This is a genomic window from Spinactinospora alkalitolerans (assembly GCF_013408795.1).
In the GTDB taxonomy this organism is placed as follows: domain Bacteria; phylum Actinomycetota; class Actinomycetes; order Streptosporangiales; family Streptosporangiaceae; genus Spinactinospora; species Spinactinospora alkalitolerans.
This window is the reverse complement of sequence record NZ_JACCCC010000001.1, coordinates 5,711,353-5,728,582: the sequence shown is the minus strand read 5'-3', so window position 1 is coordinate 5,728,582 and position 17,230 is coordinate 5,711,353. Positions and strand designations below refer to the sequence as shown.

General features: G+C 70.3%; 16 protein-coding genes. 12 read left to right on the top strand and 4 right to left on the bottom strand.

Annotation, left to right across the window (positions count from 1 at the left end; genetic code table 11):
* Both HDA32_RS25565 and HDA32_RS25560 read right to left on the bottom strand, forming a co-directional pair.
* The gene (locus tag HDA32_RS25565; RefSeq protein ID WP_179645594.1) at positions 1-942 is read right to left on the bottom strand and encodes a thymidylate synthase; all 942 of its coding nucleotides are present in this window, start codon (positions 940-942) and stop codon (positions 1-3) included.
* Positions 939-1,922, bottom strand: a complete 984-nt coding sequence (locus tag HDA32_RS25560) for an NAD-dependent epimerase/dehydratase family protein (RefSeq protein ID WP_218882595.1) — start codon at positions 1,920-1,922, stop codon at positions 939-941. Before HDA32_RS25560 ends, HDA32_RS25565 begins: the two co-directional genes overlap by 4 nt.
* Positions 1,923-2,240: 318 nt before the next feature.
* On the opposite strand from HDA32_RS25560, the gene HDA32_RS25555 reads away from it, so the two are divergent.
* The 3 genes from HDA32_RS25555 (at position 2,241) to HDA32_RS25545 (ending at position 7,961) form a co-directional block, all read left to right on the top strand.
* Positions 2,241-3,599: an NsdA family TPR-like regulatory protein gene (locus HDA32_RS25555; RefSeq protein WP_179645592.1), complete on the top strand. Its 1,359-nt coding sequence runs from the start codon at positions 2,241-2,243 to the stop codon at positions 3,597-3,599.
* Positions 3,600-3,657: 58 nt separating this feature from the next.
* Positions 3,658-5,601: an ABC transporter ATP-binding protein gene (locus HDA32_RS25550; RefSeq protein ID WP_312863324.1), complete on the top strand. Its 1,944-nt coding sequence runs from the start codon at positions 3,658-3,660 to the stop codon at positions 5,599-5,601.
* A 275-nt stretch (positions 5,602-5,876) separates the two neighbouring features.
* Complete coding sequence (locus tag HDA32_RS25545; protein WP_312863323.1) at positions 5,877-7,961, top strand: SNIPE associated domain-containing protein; 2,085 nt, start codon at positions 5,877-5,879, stop codon at positions 7,959-7,961.
* Between the two features lie 165 nt (positions 7,962-8,126).
* Here HDA32_RS25545 and HDA32_RS25540 read toward each other — a convergent pair whose 3' ends face one another.
* Complete coding sequence (locus HDA32_RS25540) at positions 8,127-8,336, bottom strand: DUF397 domain-containing protein (RefSeq protein WP_179645591.1); 210 nt, start codon at positions 8,334-8,336, stop codon at positions 8,127-8,129.
* On the bottom strand, positions 8,333-9,199 hold the full coding sequence (locus HDA32_RS25535; protein WP_179645590.1) for a helix-turn-helix domain-containing protein: 867 nt from the start codon (positions 9,197-9,199) through the stop codon (positions 8,333-8,335). Before HDA32_RS25535 ends, HDA32_RS25540 begins: the two co-directional genes overlap by 4 nt.
* A gap of 235 nt (positions 9,200-9,434) precedes the next feature.
* Here HDA32_RS25535 and HDA32_RS25530 point away from each other — a divergent pair, with 235 nt between their 5' ends.
* The 9 genes from HDA32_RS25530 to HDA32_RS25490 all read left to right on the top strand — a co-directional run bounded on the left by HDA32_RS25530 (position 9,435) and on the right by HDA32_RS25490 (position 17,229).
* A complete protein-coding gene (locus tag HDA32_RS25530) occupies positions 9,435-9,971 on the top strand; it encodes an ATP-binding protein (RefSeq protein WP_179645589.1) in 537 nt (178 codons plus the stop codon).
* A 412-nt stretch (positions 9,972-10,383) separates the two neighbouring features.
* Positions 10,384-10,920: a P-loop NTPase family protein gene (locus HDA32_RS25525; RefSeq protein WP_179645588.1), complete on the top strand. Its 537-nt coding sequence runs from the start codon at positions 10,384-10,386 to the stop codon at positions 10,918-10,920.
* Between the two features lie 335 nt (positions 10,921-11,255).
* On the top strand, positions 11,256-11,804 hold the full coding sequence (locus tag HDA32_RS25520; protein WP_179645587.1) for a hypothetical protein: 549 nt from the start codon (positions 11,256-11,258) through the stop codon (positions 11,802-11,804).
* Between the two features lie 419 nt (positions 11,805-12,223).
* Positions 12,224-12,628 carry a hypothetical protein gene (locus HDA32_RS25515; protein WP_179645586.1) on the top strand — a complete coding sequence of 135 codons (405 nt, stop codon included), beginning with the start codon at positions 12,224-12,226 and terminating at the stop codon, positions 12,626-12,628.
* 42 nt (positions 12,629-12,670) lie between these two features.
* A complete protein-coding gene (locus tag HDA32_RS25510; protein ID WP_179645585.1) occupies positions 12,671-13,378 on the top strand; it encodes an SAF domain-containing protein in 708 nt (235 codons plus the stop codon).
* Positions 13,378-14,133 (top strand): CpaE/TadZ family protein, encoded by a 756-nt coding sequence (locus tag HDA32_RS25505; RefSeq protein WP_246334488.1) that lies wholly within the window; start codon positions 13,378-13,380, stop codon positions 14,131-14,133. Before HDA32_RS25510 ends, HDA32_RS25505 begins: the two co-directional genes overlap by 1 nt.
* Complete coding sequence (locus HDA32_RS25500; protein ID WP_179645584.1) at positions 14,130-15,482, top strand: TadA family conjugal transfer-associated ATPase; 1,353 nt, start codon at positions 14,130-14,132, stop codon at positions 15,480-15,482. The genes HDA32_RS25505 and HDA32_RS25500 overlap by 4 nt, the downstream gene beginning before the upstream one ends.
* On the top strand, positions 15,470-16,342 hold the full coding sequence (locus HDA32_RS25495; protein WP_179645583.1) for a type II secretion system F family protein: 873 nt from the start codon (positions 15,470-15,472) through the stop codon (positions 16,340-16,342). Before HDA32_RS25500 ends, HDA32_RS25495 begins: the two co-directional genes overlap by 13 nt.
* Complete coding sequence (locus HDA32_RS25490; RefSeq protein ID WP_179645582.1) at positions 16,339-17,229, top strand: type II secretion system F family protein; 891 nt, start codon at positions 16,339-16,341, stop codon at positions 17,227-17,229. The genes HDA32_RS25495 and HDA32_RS25490 overlap by 4 nt, the downstream gene beginning before the upstream one ends.
* Position 17,230: the final 1 nt, after the last annotated feature.

Sequence of the window (17,230 nt, the reverse complement as noted above, 5' to 3'; positions counted from 1 at the left end):
TCAGCGCGCGGGGATGCTGGGACGGCCGGACAGATGCCGGTACCAGGACTCAAGGGCCGGACCGAGAACACCGCCCGTTGCTCGCGCGAGTGTCCGGGCCGCAGGGCGCTTACCGGATTTCCACAGCCGGTAGCTGCGCATGGCCTGGGCGAACTCCCTCCATGCGCCCGCAGGGACGGGACCGGCCGAGCGAACCTGCGCCAGGACCGTGTCAAAGTCCTTCCATGCCACGCCGAGCGGTGATCCTTGGCTGCTCGCGATCACGCGAGGCGGAATCCGGGAGGCAAGGTCCCAATGCCCGGCGTAGAGATGCAGGGAGTCGACGTGGTGGTGATACTCGCCCACCTCGACGCCGGTCCAATGTGCCATCAACTCATGCAGCACGGTGAAGGTGAAGACGTCATAGCAGAACCCCAGCCACAGATCCTGGCTGCGCATGGTGGTGTGCATGTGCAGCCGGCCACCGCGCAGATAGAAGCGGAAGCCCAGCGTGCACGGCACGTCCTTATGTGTCGAGACGTCCCGACCGGGGTCATAGAGCTGGATGACCGCCCGACGGGTGTCCGGATCACCGAGCAGTACCCGACGTACCTGCTCCAGTTGGTCGACGGCGCCACTCCAGCGGCGCAGCCGCGGCCCGTAAGCGCCGAGCAGCACTCCGTCATCTGCGAATTCGGACATTCGCTGGTTGTAGTCATAGATCCAACCGGCGTCGCTGCCCGAAAGGATCCAAACCGCTTCCGCGGCAGCGAACGCCGGATTCACCACCCGTGTCGGCGCCAACTCGACCAGTCGACGGCGAGGATCCGTCAAGCATAGGTGCGCTCCCAGCACCTCCAGGGTCTCCAACCCCCGAGGAGCGCTGTGCGCGCCGTGCTCCAGCACCGCTCGCACAGCCGCAGTGAACAGTTCGTTGGCCGAGCCGGATTTCAACAAGATCACTGCTCACCGCCCGCTACGGCCACAGACCGCCGTGACGCGGTCGGCCTGCGACCTGTCCGGAGGTACCAATCCCAGTGACGGGTGATTCCCTCACCCAGGTCAACACGTGGCTCATAGCCCAGTACTGAACGCGTGAGCTGAAGATCGGCTTCAGAGGCCTCCACGTCTCCGGCGCGATTCGCCTCAAAACGCAGCGGGATCGTTCGACCGGTGGCCTGTTCGGCAGCGGCGATGACATCGCTGATTGTGATACTCCGCGGTCCCGCCACATTGACTACGATTGAGTCCGCCAGCGAACACGTTCCCGCCATCACAGTGGCCGCAACCGCGTCACCGACAAAGGTGAAGTGCCGGCGCTGCGAGCCGTCACCGAATAGCGTCATCGGCTGCTGCGTGAACGCCGCATCGAGTATCCGCGCCATCAGCATCGTCGAGCGCTGCCGCGGACCATAGACCGTGAAATAGCGCAACGCGAGGACGTCAAAGGGGACCCCGGTACGCGCGCCATAGGCCAGCGCCAACCGCTCGGCCGCCAACTTGGAGACTCCGTAAGGGGACACCGGAACAGGTAGATCGCTCACTCGAGACGAGCCACCAGGGGCAGAGCCGTACACGCTCGACGACGAAGCGAGCACAACACGCTGGACACCTGCTGAACAGCATGCTTCCAGAATCCGCTGCGTCCCGACCAGATTCACAGTCGCATAGTCCTCGAAACGCGCCCCCCAGGACTCGCGGACTCCACTCACACCCGCGAGGTGGAACACGGTGCTCACATCCTGCAGGAGCGCAGTAACATCGGTGATGCGCAGATCGCATTCCACGAACCGGAAACGCGGATGGTCAAGAACCTCCGAGAGGTTTCGCATGGCGATCGTGCTCCGCCGCGGAGAGGAATGATCGGCGCCTATCACCCAGTAGCCATTAGAGATCAGACTCGCCACTAGATGTGAGCCGATAAAGCCGCTCGCTCCTGTCACCAGAACAGGGGCTTGCCGGTAAGGAACGGTAAATCTTGGCTGTCGGGTAAGCATTGACTCCCCGTTGGATCGCTCGGTTTGCCGATCAGGCGTTCTCTGTAGAGGGATAGAAGAGTCTGTGGCGTGCGGAGCGGCTCTCCAGTAGGGATGCCTGCCTCCGCAAGGACCGGTGGTGAGGTCGATGCGCAGCGGTTAAGGCCATCGTTGGCCTCCCGAGGCACACTCGGCAATTGCGGAAAAAGTCGCAACCCCGGTTGCGGGCAACCCGCAAGTAGGGCTGTCTTCACAAACCGGAGGAGTCTGTTTAGCGTCACCGGTGTGGATCCTCGTCAGCGCTCCCGAGTCGCCGCCGATCTCCGTGAACACGTCGCCGAGCAGGGTTGGACCCGTTGGGATCTGGTGCAGGCGGTCCACTTCAAGGCGGAGACGCCGACGCTGCTGATGGCCTGGCGGCTGACCTGCGGCCACACCCAGCGCCAGGTCGTCGACGGCCTCGGTCAGGTGGGAGACGAGGCCGGCGCTCCGTGCGCACCCAACACCTCTCAGCTGTCTCGCTGGGAGGCCGGTGCCGACCGTGTCGGGCCGTTCTACCGGCGGCTCTTCGCCCTGTTCTACGGCGCGTCTCCGGCCAAGCTCGGTTTCCCGGTTCCACCCCCGCCGATTGCGCCTGATCCGATCGACCGTGAAGGGGACGATGACGTGGACCGACGCGGTTTCCTGGGAATCGCTGCCACCACGGCCCCCGTGGTCCTGCCGCTGGGGGAGGTCCGCCAGCGCCTGGAAAGCCCGCTGAAGCGGCTGCTGCCCGCCGCCGACCTGGAGCACTGGGTGAGCGTCGCCGACCGCCACATCGCCGCCTACGGCACCTGCACCCCCGCCGACCTGCTCTCCGCGCTCTCCGAGGACCTGGAGGAGATCAGCGCGCTGGCCGGGCGCTACTCCCACCAGCGTGAACTCCAGATGGTCGCCGCGCGGCTGTGCGGGCTGACCGGTGCCCTGCACACCGACCTCGACGACGACGCCGAGGCCCGCGACTGGCTGGCGACCGCCGGCGGCTATGCGCGTCTCGCCGACGACGCCTCGATGCGCACCTGGGGCGCGATGGCCCAGGCGATGCTGGCCTATTACGGCCACCGCCCCGCCGAAGTGATCGCCGTCGCCGAGCGGGCCCGCCGCGGCATCGGCGGCGACGGCGGCGCCGCCCGGGTCCAGCTCACCGGTCTGGCCGCCCGCGCCCACGCCCGCCTCGGTGACCACGACACCGCCCGCGACGCCCTCACCGCGGCCACCGAGCTCTTCTCGTCGGTGCCGGATGAGGAGGCCGACGACGGCTTCTTCGGCTTCCCCGAAACCCAACTGAGCATGTACGAGTCATCGGTGCTGAGCCTGATCGGGGATCCGGGCGCCTGGAGCGCCCAGACCACGGCGCTGGACGCCTACGCCGGGGACCCGCTGTCCTACAGCCTGATCCTGTTCGATCGCGCCCGCTGGCAGCTCCGGCGCGGCAGCGTCGATGATGCCGCCGCCACCGCCGTCACCGCGCTGGCCGACCTGCGCCCCGCCGAACGCCTGCCGCTGCTGCTGGATCAGGCCCGCGCACTCGGTGGCGGCATCGCCGAGCGCAGCCCCGGCACGGCTGAGGACTACCGCGGCCGCATCGACCGGCTCGCCGCGTGAACGCGATACGCAGTGCCGGAGCCGTTATGGACCCTTTCGGAGTGTGAGGAGCGGATTGGTGCGTATCGGCGGGAAGCAGAAGCCCAAGCGGAGGATGGAGGAGCCGGGGGCGGCCACGGGGCTGGTGCTGCCGCCGCTGGCGGAGTTCAAGTGGCAGCGCCACGCGGGTGCGGCGACGCGGGCGGGCTGGGCCGGGGTGGGGCGCCGGCTGCCCTCGCTGGTGGCGCGGGCGTTTCGCCTGGCGTGGCGGGCCGACCGACTCGACACCGTAGTGTGCCTGGTGCTCAACGTCGCGGCCGGTATCGCCACCGCCACCGCCCTGGTGGCCACCGCGGGCGTGTTGGAGCGGCTGCTGGCCGCGGGACCGACCCCGGAGCGGGTGTGGGCGGCGCTGCCCGCACTGGCGTGGCTGGCGGGCGCGGCGCTGCTGCGGGGCGTGCTCTCGGCCGGCGCGGGCTGGGCGCAGGCCCGGCTGGAACCCAAGGTGGCGCGAGTGGCCGAGATCGAGCTGCTGGAGCTGACCACCCGGGTGGAGCTGCGCGCCTTCGACGACGAGGGGTTCCACGACGGGCTGCACCGGGCCTACATGCGCGGGGTGGACGAGGCCCAGCGGGTGATGTCGCTGAGCGTGGACATGCTGACCGGGCTGATCAGCCTGGCCGCGGCCTGCGGGGTGCTGGGGGTCCTGCACCCGGTGCTGATCCCGCTGCTGATCCTGGCGGTGCTCCCCGAGGCGTGGGCGGCTTCGGCCGCCGCCCGGATCCGCTACGTATGGCTGCTGGCGCTGATCACCGGCGACCGCCGCAAACGCATGCTGGACTGGATCATGACCGATCGCTCCACCAGCGCCGAGATCCGCAGCTACACCATGCGCCGGCCCCTGCTGGCCGAATACGCCCACCTCAGCGCACACATCGTCGACACCCAGATGGGAGTGGCACGCAAGCAGGCGTGGGTGCGCCTGGGCGGCGACGCCGCCGCCGGCGCCGCGATCGTCGGCGTCTTCACCGCACTGGGGGCGCTGCTGGCCACCGGCGCGATGGAGCTGGCGGTGGCCGGGGCCGCGGTGGTGGCCATCCGCACCGGCCAGAACGCGATCTCCAACCTCCTGGCCTCGGCCAACCGCACCTATGAGTCCGGGCTGTACTTCGACGACTACCTGTCCTTCCTGGATCGCGCCCGCGCCCGGCTGCCCGCCCCGGCCGCCGCCCCGGCCCCCGCCGACTTCACCGAGATCACCGTGGACCGGGCCACCTTCTGCTACCCCGGCCAGGACACAGCGGCCCTGACCGAAGTCTCGCTGCGCATCCGCAAGGGCCAGGTCATCGCCCTGGTCGGCGAGAACGGCTCGGGCAAGACCACCCTGTCCAAACTCCTGGCCGGCCTCTACACCCCCACCTCGGGCACCGTGTGCTGGGACGGCACCGACCTGGCCGAGGTCGACACCGAAGGGCTGCGCCACCACATCGGCGTGATCGCCCAGGAACACAGCCACTGGCCGCTGACCGCCCGACGCAACGTCACCATGTCCAGCCCCGACGACCCGACCCGCCTTGAGGGCGCCGCCCGCGTCGCCGACGCCCACGCCGTCGTCGACAACCTCGACCACGGCTGGGACACCCTGCTCGACAAGCGCTACGAAGGCGGCGTCGACCTCTCCGGCGGCCAGTGGCAGCGCCTGGCCGCCGCACGCGGCTTCTACCGCGACGCGCCCCTGCTCATCTGCGACGAACCCACCGCGGCCCTGGACGCCCGCGCCGAACACAAACTGTTCACCGCCATACACGACCATGCCCGCGCCACCGGCAGCGCGGTCGTGCTCATCACCCACCGCCTGGCCAGCGTCGCCATGGCCGACCACATCCACGTCCTCGACGCCGGCCGCATCATCGAACACGGCACCCACGACCAGCTCATGGCGGCCCAGGGCCTCTACGCCGAGCTCTACACCATCCAGGCATCCGCCTACCAACGACCCGAGGCCGAAACCGTCCACGACTGACAGTGAAAATCCTTCTGAGACGCGGTCCGTGAAATGCGGACCACGGTGAGCAAGGTCAGGCACAGGGCATGAAGTGCTTCGTCTCGATCACGACGGAGAAGGTTCTCAATTCCGCTTTTATACGGGACTGGGCGTGTTTCCGGTGGAGTTCCGGCCCGAATTCAGCCTGTGCCCAGTAGCGTGTGAGGTGTTGGGCCGGTCGCCTCAGGTGCCGGCCTCCTTCCCCCGTTGACGGCCGCGTCCCCCGCTCGGTCGCCGTTCCCCCTGGGAGCCCCGTGTCCACGATCAAACACCAGGAGGGCGAGGCGATCCTTTCCGCGGACTCGCTGACCCTGACCTTCACCGCCTGGACGGCCATGCCGGCGAAGAAGCAGGCATCGCCTCTGATCATCCCCCTCACCGGCATCGTGTGCATCGAACAGCAGCTCACCCGGCTCAACGAGCGCTATCTGCGCATCGTCACGCCCGGCTACACCCCGAACCGCAAAGTGGCCGAAGATCCACACGTCCTGCACTTCCAGCCGGTCCGCAGCGGCTACGCAGCCGAGGTCGCGGCTTTCGTCGAGAAACTGGTAGCTGCCGTCAACACCTATCGGGCAGGCGGCCCTGCCACTCCACCCGGCTGCCTGGTGGAGGTCGAGGACATCAAGAGCACGGCGGCACCTCGGACCCCCGCCGAGCACGTTCCCGGCGGCCACAGCTCCGCAGGCGTACAGCCCATGGGAAACACCGCCGTCGCCGGGTACCGGTACAACTCTCCGCCGAACTGGCCGGCGCCTCCACCCGGCTGGACTCCGCCCCCGGACTGGCGGCCCGATCCCGCGTGGGGACCGGCACCCGTAGGTTGGCCGTTCTGGGTCCCGGCAGAGCCGCCTCAGCCCAGCCCTGCAGCACCGCCTCCGGCCGCCCATGAGCAACCGCCGACCCACCCGGCCATCGCCGCGCCCTCCAACGCCGGTCCGCCTCAATCGGTGCCGCCCGACGGGCACGTCGACACCGACATCGGCGTGTTCGGTGCCCGCTCCAAGGCCCGGGAACTGGCCGTGCAGGTCAACCGGCTGACCGACGACAACGTCCGGCTGCGCGCCGACCTCGAGCGCCTCGGCGCCCTGGAGGCAGCCGAACTCGAACAGGCCAAGCAGCGCCTCAAGGACGACATCGCCGCCCTCGAAGCCGAAGAACGGGCTCAACGCGATCAGGCCGCGGCCGCCCACCGGGCGGCCGCCTCGCAGGCCGCCGCGGAGATCGCCCGACTCCAATCGCGCATGGCCGAGCTGCGCCGGGGCATCGTGGTCACCGAGGACCTGCTGGTCCTGCAGGAGGCCGGTGTCTACGAATACGCCCACCCGCTGGACGACTCCGTGGCCTACAAGGCCGCACTGGCCGAGCTCAAAGACCACATCAAGGCGATGAACCGCAAGGACGGGGGCGCAGTCCAGGCCACCACGGCCTTCACCATGAACGGGTCACTGACCGAGGGCCGCAAGATGGTCGGCGAGTTCTCCAAGCTGCTGTTGCGCGCCTACAACAACGAGGCCGACAACCTCGTGCGCGGCATGAAGCCCTACAAGCTCTCCACCGCCAGGGACCGGCTGGACAAGACCCGGGCCACCGTGGAGAAACTGGGCCGGTCGATGGACATCCGCATCTCCCACCCCTACCACCGGCTGCGCCTGCGGGAACTGGAGCTGACCGCCGACCACCTCAACAAAGTGGCCGAGGAGAAGGAGCGTGAACGCGAGGAGAAGGCCCGGCTGCGCGAAGAACGCCAGGCCCAGGCGGAGCTGGAGCGGGAGAAGGCCCGCCTGGACAAGGAGCGCCGACACTACGAGAACGCGCTCGCGGCGCTGCGCGACAAGGGCGACGAGGAAGGCGCCCGGCGGCTGCAGGACCAGATCGACGACATCGCCAAGGCCATGGACGACGTCGACCAGCGCGCCGCCAACGTGCGCGCGGGATACGTGTACGTGATCTCCAACCTGGGATCGTTCGGCGAACGGATGATCAAGGTCGGGATGACCCGGCGCCTGGACCCCATGGACCGGGTGCGCGAACTCAGCGACGCGTCGGTGCCGTTCAACTTCGACGTGCACGCTCTGCACTTCTCCGACGACGCGGTCGGCGTGGAGGCCGAGATGCACCGCAGACTCGCAGACAGGCGCGTCAACCGGGTCAACCACCGCCGCGAGTTCTTCCGCGCCACACCGGCGGAGGTACGTGACCTGCTGGCCAGTGTGGCCGGAGACCTGTTGCAATACGACGAGACACCCGAAGCCGCGGAGTACCGGCAGAGCATCACCGAAGCCGACGCGCCCGAGCAGGCACCGGCGGCCGCGTCGGGCGGCGGTACGGCCTCATGACAACCGCGTGCCCTCACACGGGAATTCGGTGGCCTGGCCGCCGAGGCCGCCTGCTTTCCGTCTTTCCGTATCGGCCCTTCGAAGAAAGCCCGGGCTGTGTCGGTTCCGAGACTGCGCCTCTGTGGCGCGGCTTCTCCACGGCAGGACGGCGGAAGGCCGACCGGATTAACCGTGGTGGAACTCGCCCTTGGCGGCGCCGTCGAGGAAGCAGGCCCATTCGTGGGGGGTGAAGAAGAGGTGGCCGGCGTCGGGGTTCTTGGAGTCGCGGACGAGGGTGCCGTCGTCGGTGTGGGCGATTTCGACGCAGCCGCTGGAGCCCTGGCTGGCGGTGGCCTTGCGCCATTCCAGGTCGGCGCCGGTGCGGTCGGTCGTCATCGCAGCTCCTTGATCGCTCGGTGGAGGAAGGCGCGGGTGTCCTCCCTGCTGAGGGCATCGGAGGTGAGCAGTTCGAACATCCGGGTGTGGCGTTCGACCTGGTCGGGTTTCTCCAGGTATGCGTTGCCCCCTTGGGACTCTACATAGACCACGTCGGGGTGGGTCGGGGCGGGGAAGCCGATGAGGTAGAAGGGGCCGTCCAGGGCCGCGTGCGCCCCCTTGGCGAAGGGCAGGACCTGCAGGGTGATGTTGGGGCGCTCACCGGCCTCCAGCAGGTGGGTGAGCTGGTCGCGCATGACCGCGGTTCCGCCGACGGGGCGGCGGATGACGGCTTCGTCGAGCACGAGCCCGAGCCGGAACGGCGGGGTGGTGCGGTCGAGGAGTTGCTGACGCTTGAGGCGCAGCGCGAGTCGGCGTTGCAGCTCCTCGTCGTCTTCGGCGAGGCCGAGGGAGGTCTCGTGCAGGACCGCGCGGGCGTAGGCGCTGGTCTGCAGCAGACCGTGCACGAGCTGGGCCTCGTAGGCGCGCAGAGAGGCGGCCTCGTGCTCCATTCCCATGTAGGAGCCGAACTCGGCTGACAGGACGTCTTCGTACTCGGTCCACCAGCCCGGCGTCTGGGCGTCGCGGGCGAGCTGGATGAGCTGCGCGCGCAGATGCTCGGGGACCTCGTAAAGCTCGCAGAGGTCGCGGACGTCGCGGATGCGCGGCTTGGCCTTGGCCAGTTCGATCCGGCTGACCCGGGTGGTGGAGCACTCCAGGTGCGCGGCGGCCTCCTCCAGCTTGACCTCGGCGTGCTCGCGCCATTTGCGCAGCTCCATGCCGAGCTGGCGAAGGCGGATGGTGGGTGCCTGGATCGGCGGCATGCGCTTCCTCCGTGCCCTGTGTGGTGCCACTTGCGCTACGTCATTGTGCCCGTGCCCGGACCGGGAAGACGAGTCGTCTTCCGCTGATGTCGTTCACCTTCATTACCTGTAGAGACTATCTCAGTGCCAATGGCACTGGACGAATGGCGTAGAGCGAGATAGCTTGTTGCTCGTTGCGTACGGCACTTGTCTCTCCGTGGTGCTCTGCCGCGGGCGAAGCCGACCTGGAGGAGTCATGGATGATACGGATGATGTCGTCGCCCGTTGGGTGAGGCCCGGCGGACAGCACGTCGCGCAGGCGCGCACACGGGTCACGGCGCGACTCCGGCGCCTGGGCGTGTCGGTCGAACGCCTCGGCGATGCCGAGATCATGGCCAGCGAGCTGGCCACCAATGCGCTCAGACACGGTGCGGGACCGGTCGCGGTGCTGGCGTGGCCCAGTGACCTGGGCTGTGTGGTGGTCGAGGTCCACGACGCCGGACGCACGCGTCCGGTCCTGCCGTCACCGATCGATCCGGCCGATGTCGATGCGCCGGCGGGATCGGGATGGGGCCTGCCGATGGTGACCGCACTGGCTCGGCAGCGGTGCGGAGTCGCCGAACTTCCCGATGGAGGCAAGTCGGTGTGGTTCGCCCTACCGCTGAGCGAGCTCTTCCCGCCGCAGCCGGTCCTGGCCGGCCTGGTGTGCGCCCGGACCTGGGCCCGCAGCGTCCTCCCCGCCCAAGGCGAGCTCCGGGTTCGACCTCAACCGAGCGGCCTCACGGCCGGATAGACCCCTGTGGCCGCGGGGCCGAGGCGAACAGCGCCGACAACGGGGGCGGTACTGCTCGACCTCCCGCGGTCACAGGGACCCAACCGTCCGCGCGGCCACAGCCGTTCCACCACCACTGCCCCGGCAGTGGCCGCGCAGGCCCACAGCCGCCGCGGTGGCGACATATGGCATCCCCTCTCCCACTCCTGGATGCCGTGGCCGGTCCCTCCTTCCCAGCCGGCCCGCCACCGCGGCCCTTCCTGCAAATGCCGTGGAGTACTGCGTCCAGCCGAGGGAAATCCGCTATGGAGGCGTTGACTGGAGGGCGGTACCCGCCGAGCTGTAGACGAGCCGAGACTCCCATGGAATCCTTCCGCCTGTCCGTTGAGTGATTCCTTCGGCATCCGCCCGCATTCGGGATAGCGTTGCCGGTGTGGAGCGGATCGCGATCATCGGTTGCGGTGGCAGCGGTAAGACCACCATGGCCCGCAGGCTCGGGGCGGCTTTGAACGCTCCGGTCATCCATCTCGACGCCGTCTACTACGACGACGAGTGGAATCCTCTGCCCCAGGAGGAGTTCGCCGCCGCCCAAGAGGAACTGGTGGCCGAGCCGCGTTGGGTGATCGACGGCAACTTCGCCTCCACTCTCCCCATCCGGCTCAAGCGCGCCACCGCGGTCGTCTTTCTCGACATCGGCCCGCTCACCTGCCTGTGGGGGATCCTGCAGCGCCGCCTCGCCCACGGCGGCGGCCAGAACGACGCCACCGGCGTCTACGACCGCATCCACTGGGGTTTCATCACCTACGTGTGGAACTACCGCAAAACCATGGGGCCTCGGGTTCGCAACCTGGTCCTGGAACACGGCGCCCACGCCGAGATCCACATCGTGCGGTCCCGCCGCGCCGCCAACCGGCTCACGGCACGCTTCAAGCTCACCCGGCACCCTACAGGCGGGGCAGTTACCGGATGAATCCGTCCGAATGGACATGGTCGCCGCGGTCGTCACCGTCTTCGCCGAGGCCGACGGCCGCAACCGAAGAAGTCCGGGAATGCACTGAGCGAGGTAGCGGTCTCTTCCGTACCCGAGTGCGCTGAAGCGTGGTGGCGGCCGTTCGTCTCGCTGGAGAGATTGCAGTAAAAGTGAAACTGTCTGTTGTGTATTCAGGAACGCTTCTTACCTTTTAGTGAGGGGTCCGTTTTTCGGTCGATATCTGCGCTGCTCCCCATTGGATGTCGTCGCTCTGCGTACTAGCGTCGTCACCCCGCGCGGAAGCGTGAGGTTGAAGTCGCGTAGTGAGGTAGCCGATGGCTTTCGGGCATCGTGGCGCCACACTGGCCGGTGGCGCGTTGGTGATGGCGGCGCTGCAGAGCTGCGCCGCGCTTGAAGGAAGTGAATCCTCGCCTTCGCCCACGCCGTCCCCGACGCCGTCGGACACGGGGAGTTCGGTTGAGGAAGCGGGTCTCGAAGCCTACGAGAACATGTGGGACGTCGTAATCGAGGCGTCCCACAACGGTGAAGCCGATCCTTCCGACCTTGATCGCTACGCGTCCGGGGACGCACTTGCGCTGATGCGGCAGACGCTGCAGGGCGCCGGCGACGACGGCGTCACCGTTGTCGGCGAACCGGCGTTGGACCCCCATGTCACCGAGGTCTCACCGGCATCGGATCCCGACACCGTCGTCATCCTCGACTGCGTAGACGACTCCCGTTGGGTCGAGCAGGGCCAGAGCAGTCCCACCGAAAGCGAAGCCCCCGACGAGGACCGGCCGCGCAAGGTCGATGCGACCGTCAGCCATGACGGGCTCGCCTGGCGGGTCTCCCAGCTTCGGATCTGGGAGCAGGGGACATGTTGAGGCGCTGGTCGGTCCTTGTTCTCATCTTCGCCGGAGTCGGATCCGTCTGCCTCGCCACGCCGGCGTTCGCTGATGATCCGGAGTTCCTGGGCCGTGCCGAGTGCGGGTCGAACGGCGGTCCCGGCTGCGACGTCTCCGCGGAGTCCGGCCGGGACTCACCGGGATCCTCCTCCGATTCAAGAGGTGACGGTTCTGGAGGCGCGGACACCGGAGGCGGGGGATTGCCTCAAGCCGCTGCGGAGGCCGAGCCGAATTGTGAGGAGGTCGCTCCGGGGGAGCAGGAGTGCGCCACGACGTTCGATCAGCCGGGGATCGCTGACGGTGAGGCCGTCGCCCCGGAGGCCGTTGCCGATGACGCTCGGGACTCCTTGCGGTTGCCAGAGCCGGGAATCGCCACGTCCCCGGGCGCCGATGGTCCGGTGCTGGTGCAGGTGCCGGTGTGGCTGTGGGTGGACGAGGAGACGTGGCGGCCGGAGTCGGCGCGGGCCGAGGTGCCCGGCGGGTCGGTGTCGGTGACCGCGGCGCCGAGGAGCGCGGACTGGTCGATGGGCGATGGAGAGGTCGTCTCCTGCACCGGTCCGGGGATGCCGTTCGTGGTGGGGCGAGATGATCCGGCGGCGCCGTCGCCGGAGTGCGGCCACACCTACACGCGGGCCTCGGCCGGAGAGCCGGGCGGCGTATACGAGCTTGGGCTGGATGTCACCTGGGAGGTGACGTGGGAGTCCTCGGAGGGCGACGGCGGTGAGCTCGATCCGCTGGTGACCTCGTCCTCGGCGGAGTTCGATGTGGTCGAGTCGCAGGGATTGGTGGAGGCAGCGGGGTAGACGGGGGATGCCCTGAACTGCTGCGGAGGGAGTTCAGGCCAGATGGCGGGAGTTGCGGACAGGACCGACCGGGAACAGCCGGACACCGGCCGGGAGCCGGTGCGGCTGCTGGGCGCGGGGCCGCGGCGCTGGCGGTGGCTGGCGGCCGGTGCGGGGCTGATGGTGTTGGGCGCGCTGGCGGTGGTGACCGCGCTGGGCCAGGTGGACCAGCGCAGCGGGATCGTGGCCGCGGCCCGTGATCTTCCGGCCGGTCACGTGGTGGGGGCGGGCGACCTTCAGGTCGCCGAGATCGCCGGCGGGGAGAGTCTCGCGGTGATTCCGGCCGCGCAGCTCGACGTGCTGATCGGGCGGACGGTGCTCGCCCCGATCGGCGAGGACGCGCCGATCGCGGAAGGAACGCTGGGCGCCGACGCGGACCATCCGGGCGCGGGCGAGGCGGTCGTCAGCGCGAGCCTGGCCGACAACCGGGTCCCGGAGTCGCTGCGGAGCGGTGCGTACGTCTCCCTGATCACCACCGGGCAGGGCGAAGGCGACGGCGGCGGTGATTCTGCGGACGCCGAGGAGTCCGCTGCCGCCTCGGGGCCTTCTGAGGTGATCGAGGCCCGGGTGCAGACGGTGACTCCGCCGGGGGAAGGCGGTGAGGAGACGCGGGTGGAGCTGGTCGTGGACGGCGTCGATGCGGCCGAGGTCGCCCGCGCGGCATCGGCTGATGCGCTGGCGGTGGTCGAGGTCTCGGGGCGGGGGCGCTGATGCGCACGATCGCGCTGTTCTCGCTCGGTGGTGCTCCCGGGGTGACCACGCTGGCGCTGGCCTTGGCGGGCATGTGGCCGGTGCGGGTACCGACGGTGATGGTGGAGGCCGATGCCTCCGGCGGCGACGTGGCGGCGTGGCGGCGCATGCCCAGCGGGCCGGGGCTGGTGGAGTTGGCCGCGACGGCCCGCAACGACACCGCGTTCACCCCCGCGGAACAGCAGGACGTACTGCTGGACCACACGCAGAGGCTGCCGGGCGGGCAGTCGGTGTGCACGGCGCCGGTGACGACCGACCGCGCCGGCGGCGCGGTGCGGCTGCTGGCTCAGCATCCCGGCGTGCTGCGGCCGGTCACCGACACGGTGACCGTCGTGGACCTGGGGCGGCTGATTCCGCGCGCCCCGGCGGTGCACCTGGCCGCGTTCGCCGACGTCGCCCTGCTGGTGGTCGGCGACGATGTGGCCCAGTTGAAGCGGGCCAAGGAGAGCATCGCGGCGCTGCGGCTGGGCATCAGCGGCCTGGGGCTGGTGGTGGTCGGCGGCAGCGGAGGGACCGGGCAGGTCAGCCGTGCCGTGGGGGCGCCGGTGTGGGGCCGGATCCCCGTCGACGAACGCGGTGGGGCGTTCCTGCGCGGCGAGTACCACCAGGCTCGTCCGCGGCGCCGCCCGCTGCTGGCCGCGGCCCGTCGGCTGGCCCACACGATCATCGACGCCGAGGAGTCCGGGCAGCACCTGGCGGAGGTGAACGCCTCATGAGCGAGCCGCTGCACGAGGATCCGGCACGCGTGGTCGATCCCGCCTTCAGCGAGACCGTCGCCGAGTGGAGCCGCTACGTCGCCGCCGAGGCCACGCGCCGGTTGAGCACGGCGGTGGCCGACGGCGATGCGCCGGGAGGGGAGGGGTACCGGCGCCGCGCCGAGCGCACCATCCGCCAGGTGCTGGACGAGGCCGCGCAGCGGGCGCTGGGCCAGGGGCGCCCGGTCCTGGACGCGGCCACCGAGCAGGCGGTGACCCGACGCGCCGCGGCGCAGGTGTGCGGGCTGGGGCCGCTGCAGGAGCTGCTGGACGAGCCCGAGATCGAAAACATCAACCTCACCGGAACCGACGTGTGGGTGCGCTACGCCGACGGCCGGCGCGAGCAGCGCCCGCCCGTGGTGGCCGATGACGAGGAGCTGATGGCGCTGGTGCGCCGCATCGCCGCCGACTCTCCCTCGGGGGAGCGCCGGTTCGACCCGACCGCGCCGATCCTGGACATGCCGCTGGCCGACGGGTCCCGGCTGAACGCGATCATGGAGGTCGCCCACGCCCCCGTCGTCTCCATCCGGCGGCACCGCTACCGCACCACCACACTGGGCCGACTGCGCCGACTCGGGACGTTGGACGATGTCGCGGTGGCGCTGCTGCGCGCGGCGGTGCGCGCTCGGCGCAACATCGTCATCACCGGCGGCACCGGGGCCGGCAAGACCACCCTGCTGCGCGCTCTGGCCGCGGAGATCGGATCATCGGAGCGCATCGTCACCATCGAAGACGTCGCCGAACTGGGCCTGCAGCGCGACCGCCGGGCGCACCCGGACGCGGTGGCCCTGCACGCCCGCCCACCCAACGTGGAAGGGGCGGGCGAGGTGACGGTGGCCGAGCTGGTGCGGGCGGCGCTGCGCATGTCGCCGGACCGGGTGATCGTGGGCGAGACCCGCGGTAGCGAAACCGTGCCGCTGTTGAACGCGATGAGCCAGGGCAACGACGGCAGCCTGACTACGGTGCATGCCGCCTCCTCGGAGGGGGCGTTCGCCAAACTGGGGGCCTATGCCGCCCAGTCGGCCGAGCGGCTGCCGTTGGAGGCGACCGCGCTGCTGGTCGCCACGGCGGTGCACCTGGTCGTGCACATCTCCGCCACCCCGGCCGGGGAGCGGGTGGTGACCAGTGTGCGCGAGGTTGTGGGCGCCGAAGGTCGGCGGGTGGTCTCCAACGAGATCTACCGTCGCGCCCGCGACGGCGGCCTGCTTCCGGCCGCGCCGCCGAGCCCGGACACCATCGACGCCCTCGCCGAGAACGGCTTCGACATCTCCCGCCTGGTGGGCGGCGAAGCCCGGGGATGGGCGCCATGAGCACCTCCACGCTCCTGCTGGGACTGCTCGGGGGCGCCGCACTCGGGTTCGGGGTGTGGCTGCTCCTGCTCACCACGTCGGCCGCGCCCCGGAGTGCGGCGCGGGCGCGTCTGCGGCCCCTGGTCGGGGACCGGCGCCGGGCGGTGCGCCTCGTCGGAGCCGTCGGCGCGGGCGTGCTGGGCTGGGCGTTGACCGGTTGGCCCGTCGCCGTGGTGCTCGCGGCGGCCGGGGTGTGGTGGCTGCCCGCCCTGCTGGGCCCCGACCGCGGGCACGCCGAGCGGCTGGCCCGGATCGAGGCGGTGGCCTCCTGGACCGAGCAGATCCGCGACCTGATGGCCGGTGCGAGCGGGCTGCAGCACGCCATCACCGCCACCGCCCCTATCGCCCCTGAGCCGATTCGCGCCGAGGTGGGGCGGCTGGCCGACCGGCTGCGCGCCGCCCGCTCCCCGGACAAGGCGCTGGCCGACTTCGCCGCGGCGGTCGACACCCCGACCGCCGACCTTGTGGCCGCGGCGCTGGCCGGCGCCGCGAGCCGCCACACCGCCGACCTGGGCACGCTGCTGTCCAGCCTGGCCGAGGCCACCCGGGAGCAGGCGGCGATGCTGGTGCGCGTGGCGGCCGGCCGGGCGCGGGTGCGCACCGCGATGCGCATCATCGTCACCGTCACCCTCGCCCTGGCCGTGGGGCTGCTCGTGTTCAACCCCACCTATCTGGCGCCTTATGACGGCCTGTTCGGGCAGGTGGCGCTCGCCGTGATCGGTGTCCTGTGGGCGATCGCGCTAACCTGGCTGGCGCGGCTGGCCCGCACCGATCTGGGCCCTCGCATCCTCCGGCCCGACACGCAGGAGGTGGGGGCGTGAACCCGTTCGTCCTCGGCGCGCTCGGCGGAGGGCTGCTCGCCGCCGGGTTCTGGCTGCTGGTCGCCGTGCGCTTCGCCCGGCCGAGCCTGGCCGAACTGCTCGCCGACCCGCCCCCGCTCTCGCCGAAGCCCGTCACCCAGCCGGGCGGGTGGAGCGCCCGGCTCGGATCGGTCGGTGTCCCGGTGCTCTCCGCGTCAGGCCTGCCCACCGCGCGCACCCGGGCCCGGCTGGAGATCTGCGAGCGCGATGTTCCCGGCTATCTGGCGGAGAAGACCACTACCGGCCTGCTCGGGATCTGCGTCCCGCCGCTGCTGGGCGCGGTGCTGCTGCTCGCCGGTGTGGATGTGGTGTCGCTGTACGGCGTCGCCGTCTGGGGCGTCTTCGCCGCTGTGGTCTGGCTCGCCCCGGACCTGTCGCTGCGCGACGAGGCGGCCAAGCGCCGCGAGCAGATGCGCCACACCCTGGCGGCCTTCGCCGACCTGGTCGTGGTGGCACTGGCGGGCGGCGCGGGCGTGACCGGGGCGCTGGACGATGCAAGCCGGGCCGGCTCCGGCGCGGCCATGGCGCGCATCCGCACCGCACTGCGCGCCGCGGCGGTGCGCCGCCAACCACCCTGGCAGGCGCTGCGCGCCCTGGGCGAGCGCTACGGCGTGGAGGAGTTCTCCGAGCTGGCCGCCGGCCTGCAGCTCGCCGGGGCCGACGGCGCCCGGGTGCGCGCCTCCCTGGCCGCCAAGGCCAAGACCCTGCGCACCCAGCACCTGGCCGCCCTCGACGCCGACGCCCAGTCCGCGACCGAACGCATGAGCCTGCCGGTCGTCCTCTTGTTCGCCGGATTCCTCGTCCTGATCGGCTTCCCGGCCCTCAGCCTCATTCTGACCAGCCTGTAGA